At 61.9% G+C, this 16,517-nt stretch carries 21 protein-coding genes; 2 read left to right on the forward strand and 19 right to left on the reverse strand.

Annotated elements, in window-relative coordinates:
- Positions 1-28: 28 nt before the first annotated feature.
- From CWM53_RS17235 to argA, 3 genes are all read right to left on the reverse strand, one after another.
- The gene (locus tag CWM53_RS17235) at positions 29-349 is read right to left on the reverse strand and encodes a hypothetical protein (protein WP_077268448.1); all 321 of its coding nucleotides are present in this window, start codon (positions 347-349) and stop codon (positions 29-31) included.
- 74 nt (positions 350-423) lie between these two features.
- Complete coding sequence (locus CWM53_RS17240; RefSeq protein ID WP_049162135.1) at positions 424-738, reverse strand: hypothetical protein; 315 nt, start codon at positions 736-738, stop codon at positions 424-426.
- A gap of 231 nt (positions 739-969) precedes the next feature.
- Positions 970-2,301, reverse strand: a complete 1,332-nt coding sequence (gene argA / locus CWM53_RS17245) for an amino-acid N-acetyltransferase (RefSeq protein ID WP_061153427.1) — start codon at positions 2,299-2,301, stop codon at positions 970-972.
- Between the two features lie 227 nt (positions 2,302-2,528).
- On the opposite strand from argA, the gene amiC reads away from it, so the two are divergent.
- Positions 2,529-3,782: an N-acetylmuramoyl-L-alanine amidase AmiC gene (gene amiC / locus CWM53_RS17250; protein ID WP_008806319.1), complete on the forward strand. Its 1,254-nt coding sequence runs from the start codon at positions 2,529-2,531 to the stop codon at positions 3,780-3,782.
- 17 nt (positions 3,783-3,799) lie between these two features.
- Positions 3,800-4,876, forward strand: a complete 1,077-nt coding sequence (gene cobD, locus CWM53_RS17255; RefSeq protein ID WP_074387668.1) for a threonine-phosphate decarboxylase CobD — start codon at positions 3,800-3,802, stop codon at positions 4,874-4,876.
- A 3-nt stretch (positions 4,877-4,879) separates the two neighbouring features.
- Here the strand turns inward: cobD and CWM53_RS17260 are convergent, their stop codons facing one another.
- The 16 genes from CWM53_RS17260 to CWM53_RS17335 form a co-directional block, all read right to left on the reverse strand.
- Positions 4,880-5,746: an L-threonine kinase gene (locus tag CWM53_RS17260; RefSeq protein WP_133122271.1), complete on the reverse strand. Its 867-nt coding sequence runs from the start codon at positions 5,744-5,746 to the stop codon at positions 4,880-4,882.
- Between the two features lie 91 nt (positions 5,747-5,837).
- Positions 5,838-7,052, reverse strand: a complete 1,215-nt coding sequence (locus tag CWM53_RS17265; RefSeq protein ID WP_100730071.1) for an acetate/propionate family kinase — start codon at positions 7,050-7,052, stop codon at positions 5,838-5,840.
- Positions 7,049-7,489 (reverse strand): propanediol utilization protein PduV, encoded by a 441-nt coding sequence (gene pduV / locus CWM53_RS17270; protein WP_100730072.1) that lies wholly within the window; start codon positions 7,487-7,489, stop codon positions 7,049-7,051. Before pduV ends, CWM53_RS17265 begins: the two co-directional genes overlap by 4 nt.
- Before the next feature lie 4 nt (positions 7,490-7,493).
- A complete protein-coding gene (pduU, locus tag CWM53_RS17275; RefSeq protein ID WP_074387672.1) occupies positions 7,494-7,844 on the reverse strand; it encodes a propanediol utilization microcompartment protein PduU in 351 nt (116 codons plus the stop codon).
- Positions 7,844-8,398, reverse strand: coding sequence for a propanediol utilization microcompartment protein PduT (pduT, locus tag CWM53_RS17280; protein WP_023298168.1), 555 nt, complete (start codon positions 8,396-8,398; stop codon positions 7,844-7,846). Before pduT ends, pduU begins: the two co-directional genes overlap by 1 nt.
- 2 nt (positions 8,399-8,400) lie before the next feature.
- Positions 8,401-9,753 (reverse strand): 4Fe-4S dicluster domain-containing protein, encoded by a 1,353-nt coding sequence (locus tag CWM53_RS17285; protein WP_100730073.1) that lies wholly within the window; start codon positions 9,751-9,753, stop codon positions 8,401-8,403.
- A complete protein-coding gene (gene pduQ / locus CWM53_RS17290) occupies positions 9,750-10,862 on the reverse strand; it encodes a 1-propanol dehydrogenase PduQ (RefSeq protein WP_074387674.1) in 1,113 nt (370 codons plus the stop codon). The genes CWM53_RS17285 and pduQ overlap by 4 nt, the downstream gene beginning before the upstream one ends.
- A gap of 11 nt (positions 10,863-10,873) precedes the next feature.
- On the reverse strand, positions 10,874-12,262 hold the full coding sequence (gene pduP, locus CWM53_RS17295) for a CoA-acylating propionaldehyde dehydrogenase PduP (protein WP_074387675.1): 1,389 nt from the start codon (positions 12,260-12,262) through the stop codon (positions 10,874-10,876).
- Positions 12,259-13,275, reverse strand: a complete 1,017-nt coding sequence (gene pduO, locus CWM53_RS17300) for a two-domain cob(I)yrinic acid a,c-diamide adenosyltransferase PduO (protein WP_074387676.1) — start codon at positions 13,273-13,275, stop codon at positions 12,259-12,261. Before pduO ends, pduP begins: the two co-directional genes overlap by 4 nt.
- Before the next feature lie 10 nt (positions 13,276-13,285).
- Entirely contained in the window at positions 13,286-13,561 is a 276-nt protein-coding gene (locus tag CWM53_RS17305) for a EutN/CcmL family microcompartment protein (RefSeq protein WP_008806309.1), read from the reverse strand.
- Positions 13,562-13,564: 3 nt separating this feature from the next.
- Entirely contained in the window at positions 13,565-14,056 is a 492-nt protein-coding gene (gene pduM / locus CWM53_RS17310) for a microcompartment protein PduM (protein ID WP_074387677.1), read from the reverse strand.
- Positions 14,053-14,685: a phosphate propanoyltransferase gene (locus tag CWM53_RS17315; protein ID WP_012540670.1), complete on the reverse strand. Its 633-nt coding sequence runs from the start codon at positions 14,683-14,685 to the stop codon at positions 14,053-14,055. The genes pduM and CWM53_RS17315 overlap by 4 nt, the downstream gene beginning before the upstream one ends.
- On the reverse strand, positions 14,685-15,152 hold the full coding sequence (locus CWM53_RS17320) for a BMC domain-containing protein (protein WP_074387678.1): 468 nt from the start codon (positions 15,150-15,152) through the stop codon (positions 14,685-14,687). The genes CWM53_RS17315 and CWM53_RS17320 overlap by 1 nt, the downstream gene beginning before the upstream one ends.
- Before the next feature lie 21 nt (positions 15,153-15,173).
- Positions 15,174-15,449, reverse strand: a complete 276-nt coding sequence (gene pduJ / locus CWM53_RS17325; protein ID WP_002915806.1) for a propanediol utilization microcompartment protein PduJ — start codon at positions 15,447-15,449, stop codon at positions 15,174-15,176.
- Positions 15,450-15,467: 18 nt separating this feature from the next.
- Positions 15,468-15,818 (reverse strand): glycerol dehydratase reactivase beta/small subunit family protein, encoded by a 351-nt coding sequence (locus tag CWM53_RS17330; protein WP_012540672.1) that lies wholly within the window; start codon positions 15,816-15,818, stop codon positions 15,468-15,470.
- The coding region (locus CWM53_RS17335; RefSeq protein ID WP_319829942.1) for a diol dehydratase reactivase ATPase-like domain-containing protein at positions 15,808-16,517 on the reverse strand (710 nt) is incomplete at its 5' end. The genes CWM53_RS17330 and CWM53_RS17335, both read right to left, overlap by 11 nt.

Consider the following 16,517-nt stretch of genomic DNA (forward strand, 5'->3'; position numbering starts at 1 on the left):
CAGCCCGTTGCCCGGACTGGCAGAAAAATCAGTAGCTGAAGAACATGGGGATGAGCCAGAGCCCCGATATCGAGTTCATGGCAAAAAAATACCACCCATAGCGCATGGGGAGTGATGACGTTGAGAGATCGGCAATAACGATAACAACCAGTGAAATAATCAGGTTGGCTATCGACATGACGATAAACAGCAATGCCCCCATCAGCCCGGCCGCCATGGCGCCGGATGAGGGGCCTCCGCTACCCGCCATCATCGTTATCAGCAACAGTACCCAGGGATAAAGGGAGATGACCAGCACGATATTTTTGATGTTTCGGGTCACCCAGTTGGGCTGCTTTTCTATAGTCATTATCTGTCCTTAGCGTAATGAAATATTTATCGTGCGTTTCGCCTGAATCATGATGACGGAGGGGCGCTTTAAGGTCATATGGCCAGCAGTCCGAGCCACAATAGTGATATCGAATTCATCGCGAAAAAGCGGACTGCCGCGCCGCTGGCCAGCGGTGGGGAGGAACAGCGGGCAACAAAAATCACCAGCGAGGAGATGAGAACATTCATGCCGGATGTCAGGGCCAGCAGGAATAATATCGCGATGGCGGCGCCGAGTGCGGCATAACCATGCTGATGATGGCGCTGGTTATCCCAGAGGAGCAATATCATCAGCAACCACGGATAGAGGGTGACCGTGGCGGTAATGAGGTTGATATGTCTGACCAGCCAGTTCGGTTTGGTTTCCATTATTTCAGCGATCCTTGCAGGGCGGGTGGTGGCCGTTGTGCCAGTCGACGTCCTGTCGACAGCCAGTAGCATATCGGTGAGCCAGCGAGAAAGAAATGGTCTGCGCGGAAACCAGGAATTTCGCCCGCGTGTCGCAGACAGGCGCCGTTGCGAAGAGGGGCTGAAGAACGGCCCGGAATGAGACGATAAACGCTGTTTTATCCCGGGCCGTTAGAAAGAGTGAAGAAGGGCTTAAGCGAGGTCGGCCATCAGCACCTTCGACCGGCGCTGATAGTTATACATCTGCTTTTTACTCTCTGGCAGCAGGTCGATATCCACCGGCGTGAAGCCGCGCTCCTGGAACCAGTGGATGCTGCGGGTGGTTAGCACGAACAGCTTGCTCAGCCCCATCTGTCTGGCCTGGGCGGCAATACGCTCCAGCAGCACCTCTCCCCGCGACGAGCTCCGGTAATCCGGATGCACCGCCACGCAGGCCATTTCGCCGATCTTCTCTTCCGGGAAAGGATAGAGGGCAGCGCAGGCGATAGTGGTGTTATCGCGCTGAATAATGGTGAATTTGTCGATCTCCATCTCCAGCTGCTCACGGGAGCGGCGCACCAGGATGCCCTGCTGCTCAAGCGGGCTTATTAGCTCAAGAATACCGCCGATATCGTTGATGGTCGCCCGGCGGATCTGCTCCGCGCTCTCCATCACGATCTGGGTGCCGATGCCGTCGCGTGAGAACAGCTCCTGCAGCAGTGCGCCGTCTTCCTGATAGCTGATCAGGTGGCAGCGCCGCACGCCGCTGCGGCAGGCCTTCACGGCCCCGCGCAGAAAGCGCACGGTACCGGAGTTATAATCTTCGTCCGCTTCCAGCTCTTCGACGCGGGCCTGTGCTTCGTTGGGGAACAGTTCGGAGACAATTTCCCCTTCCTGGTTGTAGACCCCCTGCGACGAACAGAAGCCGATCATTTTCTCTGCCTTCAGCTTAATGGCCAGCTGGGTGGCGATCTCTTCAGAGGTCAGGTTAAAACTCTCGCCGGTGACCGACACCGCGACCGGCCCCATCAGCACAATGGCGCCACTGTCGAGCTGACGATGAATCGCCTCTTCGTCAATGCGGCGAATGCGTCCGCTGTGGCAATAATCGACACCGTCATCGACACCCAGCGGCTGGGCAATGATAAAGTTGCCGCTGACGACGTTGATATGGGCTCCCTGCAGCGGGGTATTGTTGAGGCTCATCGACAGGCGGGCGGTGATCTCCAGCTGCAGCATCCCCGCCGCTTGCTTAACCAGCTCAAGCGTTTTAGCGTCAGTCACTCGCGTCTGCTTGTGATAGACCGGCTCGTGATGGTGCTCGGCGAGGTTAGCGTCAATCTGCGGGCGGGCGCCATAGACCACGACCAGACGAATGCCCAGGCTATGCAGTAATCCTATATCATTGACAATACTTGAAAAATTCTCATGCTCAATGGCTTCGCCGCCCAGCATGATGACAAACGTTTTTCCCCGATGGGCATTAATATAGGGAACAGAATGGCGGAATCCTTCTACCAGTTCAGTGCGACGTTCCTTCACCATGACAAACCCTCAATGCATGATTATTCGTAATTATTGTATTTTTATTCTGTTTTGCCGTTAAACGCAAGTGCCAATTTTAGGCTAAGCCACGAAAAACATGTGACCCGGCGCAGGGTGTCAATGAATGTTTACCCTTTTATAGATGACAGGTTATATGGCTTTCGTTAAAGTTTCTGGTCAATCTGTTTGTTTTGGGTACAAATGCGTTTTTATTGCTTGGGAGTGGCATGTCGGGAAATAACTCTGGATTAAGCCGTCGCCGTCTGTTGCAGGGCGCGGGCGCCATGTGGTTAATGAGCGTGAGCCCTGTGGGGCTGGCTGCCGATGCGCGAGTGGTCGCCGTCCGTGTCTGGCCAGCATCGACCTACACGCGCGTCACGGTAGAATCGAATCATGTGCTGAAATACCGGCAGTTTGCCCTCAGTAACCCGGAGCGGGTGGTGGTGGATCTTGAAGGGGTTAACCTGAACTCTGTGCTGAAGGGCATGGGGGGGCAGATCCGCGATGACGACCCCTTTATTCAGTCCGCCCGCGTGGGCCAGTTTGATCCGCAAACCGTGCGCATGGTCTTTGAGCTCAAGCAGAACGTTAAGCCGCAGCTGTTTGCTCTCGCGCCGGTGGCTGGCTTTAAAGAGCGTCTGGTGATGGACCTCTACCCCGCCAACGCCACCGATGTTCAGGATCCGCTGCTGGCGCTGCTCGAGGATTACAACAAAGGCGATCTGGAGCGTCAGGTGCCGCCAGCGCAAAGCGGACCGCAGCCGGGCAAAGCCGGGCGCGACCGGCCGATTGTCATTATGCTCGATCCCGGACACGGCGGCGAAGACTCCGGCGCCGTGGGGAAGTATCGCACCCGCGAGAAAGATGTGGTGCTGCAGATTGCCCGCCGCCTCCGGGCGTTGATCGACAAAGAAGGCAATATGAAGGCCTATATGACCCGCAACGAAGACGTGTTTATCCCGTTGAAGGTGCGTGTCGCCAAGGCGCAGAAGCAGCGTGCCGACCTGTTCGTGTCGATTCACGCCGACGCCTTTACCAGCCGCCAGCCCAGCGGCTCCTCAGTGTTTGCCCTCTCCACCAGGGGGGCAACCAGTACCGCGGCAAAATATCTCGCCCAGACGCAGAACGCCTCGGATCTGATCGGTGGGGTCAGCAAGAGCGGCGACCGCTATGTCGACCACACCATGTTCGATATGGTGCAGTCCCTGACCATTGCCGACAGCCTCAAATTTGGCAAGGCGGTGCTGGAGAAAATGGGCAACATCAATAACCTGCACAAGAATCGGGTAGAGCAGGCGGGCTTTGCGGTGCTGAAGGCGCCGGATATCCCCTCCATTCTGGTGGAGACGGCGTTTATCAGTAACGTGGAAGAAGAGCGGAAGCTGAAAACGGCCAAATTTCAGCAGGAGGTGGCCGAGTCGATCCTCGCCGGGATTAAAGCCTACTTCGCCGACGGCGCGACGCTGGCCCGTCGCGGATAACCACACAGGAAAGGGACATGGCCTTACTGAAAAGCGCCCATGGCGGCAATATCCGCGAGGCCGCCGCCCTGCTGGGTATTGCCCCCGCAGAGCTGCTGGATTTTAGCGCCAACATCAATCCGCTGGGGATGCCAGCTTCGCTCAGGCAGGCGATCGTCGACAACCCAGGCCGCGCCGAGCGCTACCCTGACGTTGAGTATCAACAGCTGCACCAGGCGCTGGCGGCCCACCATCAGCTGCCCGCGGCGCATATCCTTGCCGGCAACGGCGAAACTGAATCGATCTTCACCCTCGTCCACGGCCTTAAGCCGCGGCGGGCGATGATCGTCATTCCCGGTTTCGCGGAGTACCGGCGGGCGTTGCAGATTGTGGATTGCGAGGTGGTGGAGTATGCCCTCCGGGAGTGCGATGGCTGGCAACTGACTGACGCGATCCTCGATGCCCTCACTCCGGGGCTGGACTGCCTGTTTCTTTGCACCCCGAATAACCCCACCGGCCTGCTGCCGGAGCGGGGCCTGCTGGAAGCTATTGCGCAGCGCTGTCGGGCGCTGAACATCAGCCTGATCCTTGACGAGGCCTTCCTCGATTTTATGCCCGACCAGCCGGGATTTATTCCCCTGCTGGCGCAGTATCCGCACGTCTGGGTTCTGCGTTCTCTCACCAAATTTTATGCCATTCCGGGGCTGCGTCTTGGCTACCTGCTGAACGCTGACGCACAGGCGGTGGCCCGGCTACGCGAGCGACAAATGCCGTGGTCCATCAATGCCTATGCCGCTCTGGCCGGGGAGATTATCCTCCAGGACCGGGACTATCAGCGGGCCACCTGGCAGTGGCTGCAGGAGGAGGGGACGCGTCTCTATGCGCAACTGCAGGAGATTGCCGGGCTAACCGTGTGGCCCGGGCGCGCCAACTATCTGTTCTTGCGCTGCGACAGGCCAGGGCTTGACCTGCAATACGCCCTGTTGCGCCAGCATGTGCTGATCCGCAGCTGCGCCAACTACCCGGGGCTGGATAGCCGTTATTTCCGGGTGGCGATCCGCAGCGCCAGCGAAAACGATCAACTGCTGGCGGCGTTGCGCCGGGCTCTGGCCTGAGGCCTACTGCAGGGCGACGCCCCCGGGCACCATCGCCAGCAGATGCTGCTGCGGCCAGTGGGCGGCGATGTCGCTGTCTGCCAGTCGCCATTGGAGAAATTCGACGTCATGACGACGGCGGTCCAGCAGCAGGCCGACGACGCTGCCGCTGTGCGCCACGTTAAGGCCATACAATCCTGCGCTTTCCACCAGTTGCAGTAGCGCGTCAAACCCCGGTTTGGGTAACAGCTGCTGGCTGGCGATGGCGCTGATGGTCGCCGCTTCGCCCAGCAGCTGTGGGCTGCCGCAGTGGCAGGCCTGCTGCACTTTCTCCCACGCGAGCTGCAGCCGGGAGGCGTTAGCCAACAGACCCGCCTCGCGCGGCAACTGGTGGTAGTCGGTGGTGCGTAGCGTCAGCGGGCTCTCCAGTACTAACAGGTCGAGCGCCGGCGGCGCAGGGCAGGCGATTTGCGTGGCGGCGGTATTATGGTCGAACAGCGTCAGCTGGCGAAACAGGGTGCTGTCGGTAGGCTCCAGCGCGACGCACAGACGCGCCAGCGTCGGCTCATCCAGCGGATGGCCCAGATGGTGGGCGGTGGCGACGGCGGTGGCGGCGATATCGGCGGTGCTGCTGGCCATCCCTTTGGCCACCGGGATCGTTGAGTGCAGGGTGATGCGGATCTGCTGGCTCAGCGCTGGGGGATAGCCCCAGTGGGCCAGCAGCTGGTCGACCATCGCCCGCGACAGCGGCCGCTCATCTTTTCGCGGCACCCCGGTCTCGACCTCGACGGTGCTGTACCAGTCCACCGGGCAGGAGACCAGTTTCTCGCTGCCGAGGATCCAGCCCTGGATAAGTTCTCCGCACGAGGCGGGACATTGTGCAACAGCCACGTTTTCACCTTTCCGCTTACCTTCGCCAGGGCGCATAGTGGCATGGCGACCCGCCGGTTACCATGATTCTCCGCAAGAGGAGGTACGTCGTTTATGCCGACACCGCCAGCTCTCGCGCCTGCGGCAAGGCAAGACGCATGACGTCGCGGGCAATCATTAGCTCTTCATTGGTGTTGATCACCGCGACTTTGACCAGCGCGTTATCCGCCTGAATAAAGGTCGCGCTCCGCTGGTTTTTCTCGTCGTCCAGCGCGAGGCCGAGAAAGGGCAAATTGCGGCAGATTGTCGCCCGCGCCCGGGCGGAATTCTCGCCAATGCCGCCGGTAAAGATCAGCGCATCCAGGCCCCCCATCTGCATGATATAGCTGCCGATAGTTGCGCGAATGCGTTCGGCAAACAGCGACAGCGCCAGAGCTGCGCGTTCGTTGCCGGCGTCGGCTGCCTGTTCGACGTCGCGGTAGTCAGAGGACACACCGGAGATGCCAAGCAGCCCGGATTCATTATTCAGCAGCTGGTTGAGCTGCTGGGCGGATTTCCCCTCTTTCTCCACCAGCCAGGGAAGAATCGACGGGTCGATATCGCCGCTGCGGGTGCCCATCATCACCCCGGACTGGGGAGTAAAGCCCATTGAGGTATTCACCGACTGCCCGCCTTTGATGGCGCAGACGCTGCAGCCATTGCCCAGGTGGCAGCTCACTACCCGCAGGGCGCTCAGCGGTACCCCCAGCTTTTCCGCCAGCGCGCTGCTGACATAGTGATGGCTGGTGCCGTGAAAACCGTAGCGGCGAATGCCCAGCTCGGCGTAATAGCGCCAGGGCAGGGGATAGAGCCAGGCCTCCGGCGCCAGGGTCTGGTGAAAGGCGGTATCAAAGACCGCCACCGCCGGTACCGCGGGTAACAGCTGGCGAAAGAGACGTATGCCCAGCGCATTGACCGGGTTATGCAACGGCGCCAGCTCCGCCAGGCGTTCGATCTCCCGCAGGGTGTCGTCGCAGACCAGCGCGGCGTCTTTGAAGCGTTCGCCGCCGTGGGCGACGCGGTGGCCAACGCCGTCTATCTCCTGCAGGCTGCTCAGGATCCCGCGGCCGGTCAGCGCCTCCAGCAGCAGGGTCACGGCCTCGTGGTGATCGGCGATGGGCAGCGTCTCCTGCCATTTCTGCGCCGGCGTTTTCAGCGTAAAGCGGGCCTCGGGCAGGCCGATACGTTCGATCAATCCCTGGCAGAGTAGCGCTCCCTGCGGCATGTTAAGCAACTGAAACTTCAGGGAAGAGCTGCCGGCATTAATCGCCATGATTTTATAGGTCATTGATGTTCCTCTGTATTCAGGCAGGCGAGCAGGTCGTCAAGCCCGTCGCCGGTTAACGCGCTGGTGATAAAGATATGTTCGGCGCCCGCCGCGTTGAGCCATGCCTGGACCTGTTCCAGATGGGGCGGGGCGGCCAAATCGGCTTTGGTGACCACCCCGATAACCGGGCGGTTCATCGGGGCGGTAAACCCCGGAGAAAAAGGTGACCAGGGCGCATCGGCATTCAGTACCAGCGCGATGACATCGGCCTCGCAGGCGCTGGTGAGCAGCGCGCTGTACAGGCAGCGGTTTTCCAGATATTCCCCTGGGGTGTCGATCGCGGCCGGCGTCCAGACGATGGCCTGCGTTTTCTGATAACGCAGCGTTTCGCCACGCAATACCTGGGTCAGCGAGGTTTTGCCGCACTGACTGGGTCCGATAAGCATCAGGCGCTTCATGGGCTCAGGTCCGGGTGATCGGGCAGGCGGTGAAGCGCATCAACTCGCCGAGCGTGCGCGTAACCTGCTTTAGCGCGTACTCCACGGCGGAGACATCGCCGGTTAACACCACCGCGCCGGTGAAGCGATCGAGAAAGCCGATCTCCACCGCGCCGGACTTAGTGGCGATGTCACAGGCGATGATCGACGCCTCACTGGGGGTAATGGTGAGAATGCCGATAGCGGAGACCGCGTCCGGCAGGCCCAGCTTTTTGAACAGGTCTTTGCCCGGATTGGCGATGAGGTGTGCCAGAGTGACCTGTTTGCCCGGGACATACTCCTGGATCATGCGTTCGGTAGGGGGTTGCGGTTCCATTATCCCTCCATCAGCTGTTGCCACAGCGCGTCGTGCGGTCGCGGGATCACTGCCCGGTAAACCAGCAATCCTTTCTCGCCTGCGCTGTCGCTGGCCACCGTGACGGCGTTGTCGACATCGGCGATATCGCCAGCCACCACCATGTAGCACTTGCCGCCGATACCAAACGCCATATGGATGCGCACCAGGGTGACGTTGGCCGCTTTCACCGCACGGTCGGCGGCGCTGATGCACGCTGCCACGCTCCAGGTTTCGACGATCCCCGCCGCCTGCCGCTGCTCGACCACGTTGAGTCCGCTGATCGCCGGCAGTACGCTGGGGTGAATGTTGGCCAGCACCAGGCTGTCCACCAGCATCTCCCCGGCGCGCGCCGTGCCGGCGGCGATTGCCTGCTGCACGGCGCCGACGTCGCCGCCCAGCATCAGCAGGAATTTTCCCGGGCAAAGGGTTCTGCAAAGCAGGAGCTGTACGTTCGCGCTTTTCAGCATGACGTCGCCCAGCTCCATCCCCCTGGCGATGCTGGTTAGTTCTAAAATTCCGATAGCCTGGGTCATGATTAACCTCTTACAAGCGTAATGGCCTGCTCCGTGATGGCGGAGACCAGGCCGTCAATACTGGCGTGTACCGGCGCACCGAGGGCGTCGGCAGGGATGTCTGCCAGCAGCTGGCCGCGCGTTACTCGCTCTCCCGGCGCGACGCAGGGGACGGCGCTGATGCCGATATGCTGGCGCAGCGGCAGGGTGACACAGGCCACCTCCGGCTCCACCGCCGTCAGCGGCGCCTCCTGATACCAGGGAACAAGCCCCAGTTTGCTGATGAGCCGTTTGACCGGCACCAGGCGGTGCTTCGCCATCTCGTCCGCCGGACGCAGCGGTCCCTCGTAGCGCAGGTTTTTCGCCCTCAGCTCACGTTTCAGCAGACGGTTGATGCGCATGGGGGAAATACCCACCGGGCAGGCGACGCTCTCGCAAACGTTGCACTCCGAGCAGGTCAGGGCGCTGAGCAGCAGCGACGGGGTGGCCGCCTGGCGATAGTTCACCGCCCGCACCAGCAGGTGGGGAGAAAGCTCATGGCCGATCAGGTGCCGGGGACATAAATCTGTGCATAAACGGCACTGTTCACAGACGGTACGGGCGATGGCGAGCAGCGTTCGCTCATCCTGCCGCCGTCGCTGGATCAGTAGGTGGTTGCCCGGGAGCACCAGCAGGCCGCCGGTGGTTTTGGTGACCGGTGTCTCCAGGGAGGTCATAAGCGAGCCCATCATCGGACCGCCGTTGATAAAGCCCGGATCGTCAACCGTCGCGCCGCCGGCCAGATCCAGCACCTCGCGCAGCGACATGCCCAGCGGCACGGTCAGCGTCAGCGGGCGGGCGACAGCGCCATTGACGGTCAACGTCCGACGGGTCACCGGATAGCCCTGCTCCACGGCTCTGGCGATATTCAGCACCGTCTGCACGTTATTGACCACTACGCCGACGCTGACCGGCAGCGCGGCAGGCGGCACGCGACGATCCGTCGCCAGCCAGATAGTGAGCACCTCATCCCCGGCCGGATAGACGTCAGGCAGAATATGCAGCCGGGCCCATTCCGGGAGGCGCGGGGTTAACGCCGCAATCGCCGGAGCATATTTCGCCTTCAGGGCAATGATCCCTTCCCGGGCGCCGGTGGCGGTCATTGCGTAACCCAGGCCGCGAATCAGTCGGTCAGCCTGCTGCGCCATCAGCTGTTGATCAACCTTCAGCATCGGTTCGCATTCGGCGGCGTTCACCAGCACGGTATCTACCCGGGCCTGCAGTTTGATGTGGGTCGGAAAGCCCGCCCCACCGGCGCCCACCACGCCGGCGGCCCGGACGCGCTCGCGGATCTCCGCCGCGTCAATGTCTGGTAGTGGCACTATCGCTTCACTCATTGCAGGCTCTCCAGCAGTCGCGCGATGGCCTCACCATCGACCGGGCGCGGGTTGGTGCGCAGGGTGGCGTCGGCCAGCGCGGCCGGCACCATGGCGGGAATTCGCGATAAGAAAAGGGGATATTTTTCCTGCAAGGCGCCCTTGAGGGTGGGAATGGCGCACTGCTGTTTCAGTGTTTCCACCGCGGCAATCAGCGCCTGGAGAGCCTCCTGTTCGCCAGCTTCCGGCGGGCAGAACCGGCAGGCCCTGGCCAGGCGCGCATAGCGCTTCGCCGCTCGCGGCTCGCCGGCGTTGAAGCGGATCACCGCGGTCAGCAGCAGCGCGTTGGCCAGGCCATGGGGGAGGTGAAACTGGCCGCCAAGCTGATGGGCGATAGCATGATTGAGCCCGAGGCCAGCCTGGCTAAAGGCCATGCCGGCAAGGGTTGAGGCATTGTGCATTTTACTGCGGGTCGCGACGCAGTCGCCCTGGCGAACCGCAACGGGCAGGGCGCGAAATACCAGCCTGGCGGCTTTTTCCGCCAGCGCATCGGTAAAATCGGTGGCCTGCGGCGATACCCATGCCTCAAGGGCGTGGGTCAGGACGTCCAGTCCGGTATGGGCCGTGATGGTGGGCGGTACGCTGACCACCAGCACCGGGTCAAGGATCGCCATATCGGGACAGAGTGCCTCATGGAACAGCGGGTATTTGATCCCTTTTTCCGGATCGCTGATGACGCAGGCGCTGGTCACTTCCGACCCGGTACCGCTGGTGGTGGGGATCGCCACGCAGGTGTCGACAGGCAGCCCGCCCTGCTGGCTGAACCAGACGATCGCCTTGGCGGCGTCCATCGCCGAGCCGCCGCCGAAGCCGATCACCACCTGCGGACGCAGGGCCTGCATCTGCGCTATCCCTTTCGCCACGGTGTGAATGGTCGGATCCGGTGTAATATCGCTGAACACGCTGACGCGGTTGCTGGCGGGCAGCGCGGCGCGCAGCCGCTCGAACAGCGGCGATCGTGCCAGGAAGCCGTCGCAGACGATCCAGATGTGCTGATGGCTAAAACGCTGCAGCGCGGCCAGGCTGCCCGGGCCGCTATAGAGGCGCGTTTGCAAAGAAAAGGTGTGCATGGCGCCCCCGGTTAGCGAATGGAAAAACCGTTGGTCAACACGCAGCGCCGCAGGCGGGCGAACGTCCGCGCGGAGGTGGTGCCTTCCCCGGTTGGCGTGGCGATGGTGAAGGTGGTAAACCCTTCGCCGCCGACGCCGATTCCCGCGTAAGACGGGCCATTTTTGACAAAAATGGAGGTCTGCAGCGTGCGTGCCGCCAGATTGAGCCGCGAAACATTCTGCGAGTGCATGATAGCGGTGTGGTGCAGACCCTCCTCAACGCGCAGCGCCAGCGCCAGGGCACTGTCAAAATCGGCGACCCGGACGATCGGCAGCACCGGCATCAGTTGCTCGCAGGTCACCCAGCGGTCGTTCGCCTCCACCTCGGCTATCAGCAGGCGAGGGAGGCGGGGCGGAACGGCGAGACCGGCGGCCGCCAGCAGCGCAGCCGGACTTTTACCGACCAGTTTTTTATTCGCCGCGCCGTCGGGCAGGCAGACGGCGCGCAGGGTATCGGTCTCCTGCGGGCTCAACAACAGCGCGTCAAAATCCTGCAGTTGCTGGATCAGGCGGTCAGCGACGGAGGCGACGACGATCAGGCTTTTTTCGGCGATACAGGGCAGGTTGTAATCGAAGGCGGCGCCGCTGATGATATCTTCGGCGGCTTTGACGAGATCGGCCGTTTCATCAACGATGCACGGTGGATTGCCAGCGCCAGCGCCGATCACTTTTTTTCCGCTTTTCATCCCCATCGCCACAATGCCAGGGCCACCGGTGATAGCCAGAACGGCGATCTGCGGGTGGGCCATCATCTGTTGGGTGGCCTCAAAGGTCGGCTCGGCGACGGTTACCACCAGGTTACGGATCCCGCTGCAGCGGTAGGCGATGTCTTCGATCCTGGCAATAAGCTTTAACGAGACCTTTTTCGCGCCTGGATGAGGGCTGAAATAGACGCTGTTGCCCGCCGCCAGCATACTGATACTGTTATTGATAATGGTTTCTGTTGGGTTGGTGCTGGGCGCCACGGCGCCAATGACGCCAAACGGCGAGTACTCAAACAGCACCATCCCGCCATCGCCGGTGAGGGCGCTGGTGGTGAGATCCTCAATGCCCGGCGTGTTTTCAAGCGCGGCTTTATTTTTCAGATATTTATCTTCTTTGTTGCCCATGCCGGTCTCCGTGGCGCTCTCCTCCGCCAGCGTCGCCAGCTCGGGGGCCAGCGTCTCCCGCAGGGCGCTGATAATGGCGCTGCGGGTTTTTAGCGGACACTGCTGATAGCGCAGAAAAGCCTGATGGGCGGCGCCGATGGCGCTGCCGACGTCGCGGAAAATGCCCTGCTCTTGCTGAGGGACAGGAGGCGTCGGCGCGAGCTTTTCGCTGAGAATGGTGCGGATAAGGGTTTCCAGTTCTGCTGTATTCATTGATGTGTTCTCACGTTAATGGCCGCAATGGCAGCCTGTGCAATAGCCATATCCTGCTCGACGCTGCCGCCGCTAATCCCGAGGCCGGCTATTAGCTGACCATCGCGCCACAGCGGATATCCGCCGCCAAAGGTGACGGCTTTGCCCTGCAGATGGCTCTCCAGACCGTACAGCGCAGCGCCTGGCTGTACGGTCGTCGCGAGCTCGTGGGTGGCGGTTTTCATGGCGACGGCGGTCCAGGCTTTTTTGGGCGCCAGCTCGCTGCTGACCAGCAGCGCATCGGGCATTCGCCAGGCCACGGTTTCGGTACCGTGTGCGTCAACGATGCTGACCACCACCGGCACCTGCAGCTGGCGGGCGTGTTCGATGGCCTGACGGGTGAGTTGATGCAGCTCGTGAAAGGAGAGTGACCCGGCCTGGGCTTTGGGCGCGTCGGACGCAGGCGACCCGCTGGCGGCCAGGTAGCGGGCCGCGATCTCCGCCACGAGGCGGCGCTGGTGATCGGCCTGATCCTCGCTGCGCGCCAGGGCATACAGGCAGTCAGATAAGCGGTTCAGATAACGCAGCAGTATCTGACGGATAGTAACCTCTGCCGCCAGCTCGACCAGCCGACGCTCCGCCCGACGGGAAACGGTGCGGGCCAGGTGCAGAAGACTGGCGGCTTCGCAGCGTCCGGGCAACACAAACTGGTGCAGCGCCGGCACGCGGGCCATCTCGCGATCGATGGTCTGCTCCAGCAGGGCAATCTCTTCGCTGCTGATATAGCGCTGACCCGGTGATGGCTGTTCGCTGTCGCTGGCGAGCTCCGCGCTGAACCAGAAAATATGCTGCTGCAGGGCTTCGAGCAGGACGCGATGTTCCTCTTCAGCGACGGCGCAGACGCACAGGCTCAGCACCGCGTTCAGTTCATCCAGGGTGCCGTAGGCTTCGACGCGCGGATGCGTCTTGCTGACCCTCTGGCCGGTAAAGAGTGATGTACTGCCGGCATCGCCGGTTCGGGTATAGATAGCCACAGGCGCCCCCTTAGCGTGAAAGTGAGTCAACAATGCCCACAACGGCAAGATCGATGGCCTCATTCGGGCCGCTAAAGACGTGGCGTGCACTCGAGCCGCTGCAGAGCAGCACCAGCTCGCCGACGCCAGCGCCAACCGAATCTACCGCCACTTCATCGCCGCTCGCGGGCGGAAATGGATGTTCGTCGTCTGTGCTTACCCGGCGCACCAGCAGCAGTTTTTTGCCGTTCAGAGAGGGCGATTTTTGCGTCGAGACGACGGCGCCGGTCACGCGTGCCAGATGCATAGTTCACTCCTGCTTAATCAATTGAACATGCCGCGCGACGGCCGCTTCGCGGGCGAGGGCGGTGATAATGGGGTGGCGGCGCAGCACCAGATAACCTCCGTGGAGGCGGGCTACATCGGCGTAGGTGAGCACCGACGCGGCGTGAAGTCTGACGGGCTGGCCAAGCGGGTCGCTGAACGTCAGCGGCAAGCGGGCGAGTTTTTTTACCGCCAGCGCGGGGAGCAGGGCGGGAAGCAGCGTTAGCTGTACCCGAACGCCCCAGGCCATCGCCTCATGCAGTGCGCAACCGGCGGCCGCCAGCGCGCGCTGGCCGGTAAGCTGTTCCAGCAGCGGTAAATCCACCTGCACGATGCGCAGCGAAGCGTGCTGGCACAGCAGGCTGCGGATATCCGCTTCGCCGAGCTGGGCCACGCTGAGCGTGGCCGTACTCAGGGCGCGACGGCGCAGGCGGGCGGCGACCTCCTCGACGATACGCTGCAGCATCGCGTGGTTCATGGCTTCGTCACCAGCGTAGCCCAGGCCTGCGCAGCGTCAGCGCCTGCCGCATTGGCTTCGTCAGTATCGATGTGCATCTCAAGACGCATATCCGGGGCTACGCGGACCGCTACATTGTCGAAGATAAGCCGCCTGTCGCTACCTTCGATCGCCACCGCGACGCTATCGCCATGGGCGACGCGCAGGATCAACGCATCAAGCGGGGACATATGAATATGTCGTTGGGCGACGATCGTCCCGCTGCTCAGCTCCAGTTCGGCAAAGGGGCTTATCAGGCGGATCCCCGGCGTGTCCTGCAGATTGCCTGACATGCGCAGCGGCGCGGCGATGCCGAGGGTCCGGGCGTCGGTGCGTGAGATTTCCACCTGGCTGGTCTGGCGCAAAGGGCCGAGCAGGCGCACGTTATTTAATCGTCCTTTGGGGCCAACCAGGGTCACCGTCTGCTCTGCAGCATACTGTCCGGGCTGCAGCAGCGCTTTTTTCGGCTGGATGGGCTGAGCGGGAAAAAGCCTGGCATAGTCCTCCGCCGCTAAATGGATATGGCGACTGGAGATACCGATTGGGATGGGACGCTGGCGCATCTCATCCAGCACTTTGTTGACTGTCGAAGCCAGCTGTTGTTTATCCATTACGCGTCACCTCGTTTACCGGCGTGCAGGCACTGCGAGCGGGGTTCGCCTTTTTGCCGTGGACAGTGCGGGTCCAGGCACAGGTTGCAGGTCACCTGCTCCGCAGGGCGGGGGAGGGTGTCTGCGGGATCTCTGCGCTCATCCATTACGGTGGCGTTCTCCTCTTCCTGAGCGGCGTCAGGCGTTGGTGAAGGCGCTTCGACGCGGGCTGGCAGCAGGCCTGCGCCGGGCCTGGCGATAACCTTCTGCGCCACCAGCCCCTGCTGCCGTTCGGCGAGTTCGGCCCCGGTCATCACCGCTGCCTGGACAGAGGCCACATCACCGGCGATCTTCACCACCATCCAGCCGGAGCCGTTGGTCTTTTCCAGGGCGAGCAGCGTGATGGCGGCCGCTTTCGCCATGGCGTCTGCGCAGGTGATGGCCAGGGCCAGGCCGCTGACCTCAAGTAATCCCAGTGATTGCTTCACGCGGTGCTCCTTCTTTCCAGGTCAGACGGATTTCGGCAGAATGGCCTCAACATCGCTGTGCGGACGTGGGATCACATGGCTGGACTTGACCTCGCCGACCACGCTGGCCGCCGCGCTCCCGGCGTCAACGGCGGCTTTGACCGCGCCGACGTCTCCGCGGACCATCACGGTAATCAGCCCGGAGCCAATTTTTTCGTAACCAATCAACTGCACGTTGGCGGATTTCACCATTGCATCAGCGGCTTCAATGGCGCCAACCAGGCCTTTCGTTTCAACCAGTCCTAGTGCGTTATTCATACTGTGTTCTCCTGTGGATTAAGCATTGCGATCCCGAAATGGGATCCCTTTGACGAGACGAGCCGCATTGTTGCCAGTGTTTCGCCGGGCCAGCCTGTCCTGGTGATACCTCAGCGAAAACAGCGGAGTTGATGCGGGTAAATTTTTGTAGTGCACGATGAGCTGTTCCCGGTCGCAGGCGATGCCCACCAGCAGCGGCGAACGCTGCGCCGCCTGCCAGGCGTGATGGACCAGATCGCCGCCGGTCCGCGGTTGCAGAACGAAAGGAATGCCTTCCTCTTCAATGCCCAGCAGGACATCGCGCCACTGTTCGCTGCATTCGTCAGTGACCGCAATGACGATGGCGGGGGTGACGAGGCTACTCTCCATGCGTGCCTCCTTTTTGCCAGGAGAGGAGTAATCCGCTGGCGACCGCATTGCGCGGGCCTTCACTGCCGCGGATGTTGCCGCGCCCGGCAACCAGCCGGTAGTGCGCCAGCGCGTCGGTGACCAGCTGGGGGATCTCGAAATCGAGGGACGAGCCGCCCACCAGCACCACGAACGGGATGTCGCGAATGTTGCCGGTAGGGCTGACCTGGCGTAGCGCCCGCAGGGCGTTAGTGACAAAGACGCGTGATTTGGCGCTACGGCGAATGGCGCGCACTTTCTCCAGCGGCAGATCGCCGGGCAGGGGAACCAGTTCATCCGGTTTCACCACGCAGACGCGGGCAAATACCGCCGGTGGTAAGGCCGACGGAAAAAACTGGACGCTGCCGTCTTCATGACGCAGATGAAACAGGCTTTCGACTTTCGCCAGCGGGTATTTTTTGATCTCTTCCGCCAGGTAGCGGTCCTCAAGCCCCAGCTCGCGGGCGATGATCATCGTGACCATATCGCCGGCGCCGGCCAGGTGAGTGGCGCTGATCTCCCCTTGTGCATTGATAATCGAGGCGTCGGTCGACCCGGCGCCCAGATCGAGGATCGCCAGCGGGCGCGTGGTGCCGGGAGTGGTGAGCGCCCCGAGAATGGCCGCTTCCGCCTCGGCGCCACCCACCTGAACCGCAATCTGCAGTTTGTGCTCAATTTCAC

This window comes from Klebsiella sp. A-Nf5 (genome assembly GCF_002810545.1).
GTDB lineage: Bacteria > Pseudomonadota > Gammaproteobacteria > Enterobacterales > Enterobacteriaceae > Klebsiella > Klebsiella variicola.